4 protein-coding genes are annotated in these 3,678 nt (G+C 62.1%); all 4 read right to left on the bottom strand.

Annotated features, from left to right (window positions below; all coding sequences use genetic code 11):
• On the bottom strand, positions 1 to 534 hold a 534-nt coding region (locus AC1D1P_RS17610; protein ID WP_477673853.1), incomplete at its 3' end, for an acyltransferase family protein.
• Positions 531 to 1,610: a glycosyltransferase family 2 protein gene (locus tag AC1D1P_RS17605; protein WP_477673852.1), complete on the bottom strand. Its 1,080-nt coding sequence runs from the start codon at positions 1,608 to 1,610 to the stop codon at positions 531 to 533. The genes AC1D1P_RS17605 and AC1D1P_RS17610, both read right to left, overlap by 4 nt.
• A 4-nt stretch (positions 1,611 to 1,614) precedes the next feature.
• Positions 1,615 to 2,583, bottom strand: a complete 969-nt coding sequence (locus tag AC1D1P_RS17600; protein WP_477667862.1) for a glycosyltransferase family 2 protein — start codon at positions 2,581 to 2,583, stop codon at positions 1,615 to 1,617.
• A partial coding sequence (locus AC1D1P_RS17595) for an O-antigen ligase family protein (protein ID WP_477673851.1) occupies positions 2,580 to 3,678 on the bottom strand: 1,099 nt, incomplete at its 5' end. The genes AC1D1P_RS17600 and AC1D1P_RS17595, both read right to left, overlap by 4 nt.

Below are 3,678 nucleotides of genomic sequence, written 5' to 3'. Positions count from 1 at the left end.
GCGTGGTGCGCCCAGCGCAATGGCTGCCGCAAAAACCGCATAAAAAAGCATTTCAAAATTCAATGTCCAGCCGACGGGCAGCGCGGGCAATACGAGGCCCCACGGGCTCACGGCAGGGATGAACAAAAGGGAGGCGGCCAGATGCCCGGGCTCGACGGACGCGCGGGACGCGAGAGTCGGCAAAGCCAGCAAGAGGACGACCTTCAACAAGGTATAGAACCAGTAGAGCGGCGCGATCCTCAGCAAGCGCCTTCGCATGAACACCCAGGCGGCATTGACCCGGGACGCAGCGTCGGAAGGCAATGTCGACGTTGACATGGCCATGACAAACCCGCTGATGACAAAAAAGATGTCTACGCCTGCGGAGCCGTCTGCCCAATAATGGGTTGGGCCGGTTCCGCCGATGTGGATGGAAATGGCCTGGGTAATGTGCATGACCACGACAAGCATGGCCGCGGCAAATCTCAGAATTTGTACGCCCGTGAATTGCTGCGTCGCCCGTTGCTTCTGCAGGCTTCCATCTGGGCCGCTCAATGCGCGCTCCCCTGAATTACCTGGCGAGGCGCCATTGAGAAGTCCTTGAGTACCCGGCTCGCGATGGCCTCGCCAGCCGGGCGTTGCCGGCGAAGCAGGCCGCGTATGAGGCCTGCGGCATTGAAGCACCATGAGATCACCGAATACAGCGCCTTGGTGACAGACCGTTTTCGCCAGGTCATCAGCAACACCGGCGCCGTGACGATGATGCAAAAGAATGCCATGCGCAGGGGAGCCGATACCGGCCAGAATACCAGGCTGGCCATGACCGCCCACCAGCCCAGGACGGCCATGTACAGGCGCAGTTCCCGCAGGCCCTGCAGCGCCAGATGCAGTCGGGGCTGGCCGGCGGCAGCGCGGACCAGTTCGCCCAGCCCGCAGATATAGCGGGTGCTCCAGCGCCGCATCAACAAGCGATAGGGTGGTGCATCGTGGCCAAAGTGGTTGGCGGCATCCACCGGCAGGCGCCACAGATGCCAGCCGAGAGCGCGCAGCCTGATGGCCAGGTCAAATTCTTCATAGCTGTGCAGGTTACGGTCGGAAAGATAGCCTGCGGCCTCAATGGCTGTGCGACGGTAAAGCCCTCCGCCGTCGAGCCGGTCGACCTTGCCAGGCAGCAGGTGCGGCGAGGCGCGTTCTCCACGCGCAAGGTATTCCAGGCTCGCGGTGTTTTGCTCCACCACCCGTCCGCCGACGCCTGCGACGTCTTCATGGGCATCCAGAAAATCGAGTGCTTTCTCAAGAAAGCCTTCCTGCATCTGCATGTCGCCATCGAGGATATAAATGAAGTCGCCATGCGAATGCTGGTAGCCCAGTTGCGGGCCCACGCCGCAGCAGCGCTCGTTGGGATTGGCCAGCTGGACGATACGGATGGGGTAAGTACATGCCAGTTCCACTGTGCTGTCGGTCGAGCAGGAGTCGGCAAGAATGACCTCTCCTCCCACGGTGGAAACAGCGCGCAGCGCACTCTCGATGGTCGCCCGGATGCGTTTTTCCTCATTCAGTGCCTTGATGACCACGGAGACCCGGCAGGAATGCCAGAGGGGGGTAATTTTGCGGGGTGATTTGGGGTTCATTTTTTTATCCTGCTTCGGCCGGGCTGCCGGTGTGAACGGTCCGGCGCGTGCGCCAAAGCTGCCAGTTTTTCACCACTTGGCCCGGCATGAAAAGCATGGCCGCCGTCAGCCACCAGCGTCTCCCGGTAGCCGCGCGGTGTGCGCGCACCAGCCAGTCGAAGCCCTCACGGCGGCTTCCGGATGCCAATGCCTGCCGTGCCAGCGTCAACTCGTGTTGCGCCACAAGCCACAGTGCAGACCGGCGTTGTGCTGTGGTCATGGCCCCTGATAGTGCACGTGCCCGCATGCGTTCCAGAAACGGTGGCATGGCCAGGTCGGGGTGGTATGTCGTCAGGCCGCCTTCCACAGCCAGCCGATACGCCATCAAGGGCGACCGGACCAGCGCAACGGGGGTTTTCTCAGCCAGACGGAACCATAGATCCAGGTCTTCGCCGTGCGACTCTCCCGAAGGAAAGCATGGCTGCATTTGCCGCAAGCGCGCGCTTCGCACGGACACCGCGCTGGTGCACAGCGACGGCGCGCTCATCCAGCGCCGCGGCAGATCGGTGATGAGTTCCACTTCCGGTTGATCTGCCAGCACTGGCCAGTTCGGCGGCCACATGGTGTGCGTATCGGGAACCGGCAAGAAGTCGGTGGCCACCGTGTCGACCTGCGGGTAACGCGCCTGCGTCCACAGGAGGGTTTCCAGGTACTGGGGATGGTGCCAGTCATCGGCGTCGAGAAAGGAAACCCATTCGCCTTTTGCCAGCGAAATTCCCAGGTTCCGGGCGGCGGAAACACCGGCATTGGCCTGGCGCACCAGGCGCAATCGCGGGTCAGGTATGAACGTTACCAGTTCCGCACCGCCGTCGGTGGAACCGTCGTCCACCACAATGACCTCGAAGTCCGAGAAGGTTTGTGCCAGCACCGACGCGATGGTGTCGTTGATGTACGGTGCCTTGTTGTAAAGCGGAATGACAATCGAAAATTTCATGGTCGGGCTCGAGAGGTAGCCGGGGACGGATGGAAGTTCCCGGCGAAGCGGGGCGTGGCACCTTCCGGCAAGCTTGCCGGCTGCCTTCTGCGGGCATGGGCTTCGCGCGCTGCAGCCGCCAGCGTCATCAGCAAAAGCACGTGAGTGGTGAGCTCGGGGCCGTAACCGAAGAGCAGCAGCGGCACTTCACTGATGGCGCGCAGTGCCAGCGCCACGAACAACGCCAGTGAAAGGCCGCCGCTGGCACGTGCATAGCGGATAGACAGGACCAGCAGCACCAGTGCGTACAACACCAGTGCAGCGGCACCCACCGTGCCGGAGCGCGACAGCGTGTCCATAAACTGGTTGTGCGCGTGGGTCGCATTGGGCATGCCGATACTTTCACGGAAACTGACATCCCACAGGGTGGGTCCGTAGCCGAACACAGGGTTGCGCTGCCATTCGTCATAGGCAATTGCCCAGATCTGATCACGGCCGGTCATGGACGCGAGTTGCGCGCCCTGGGCGCTGTCAAAGAAGCTGGACAGACGCGCATCGATATCGCCAAACATCAGCACCAACGTGACGCCGGCCACCGCAACCATGAACCCCACCAACGAGACGATGCCGAATTCCGGCCGCACCGGGTCAGTGGCGCGGCGCAGAAACGCGGGCCCCTGGCGTACAGCAAGAATGCAGGCGGAGCACAGGGTAAAAGAAATCCAGGCTGTTTTGGATTGAGCGAGAAAAAGGACAAGGAGCCCCATTCCCCACGCCAGGCGATTCAGCCAGACGCTCTGCAGAGGACGCGCGAGAAGACACAGCAAGCCCAGCTGAGCCAGCATGCCGAGTGACACGGCATGTGCAGCCAGCCCTGCCAGCCGCGGTACACCAGGCAGCAAGCCCTGTGTATAGGAGAGGTCCAGCACCAGCGTTGGCTTGAAAGGGATCAGCAGCAAGCCCGCTGCCATAAAGAGCAGCAGGGCGTTGCGAGCCGCCTTGAATGCGAGGTCTCTTTCCATGCTGGTGGCAAGCACTGCCGCGATGCCGATGAGCAGCGGGTACACGTAATCGTGTGACACATGCGGATGCAGGCCCAGAAGAGCCGGTGAGGCC

It is taken from the genome of Polaromonas sp. P1_E1_2, assembly GCF_056406035.1.
The sequence above is the reverse complement of the archived record's forward strand: the minus strand, read 5'-3'. Positions and strand labels throughout refer to the sequence as shown.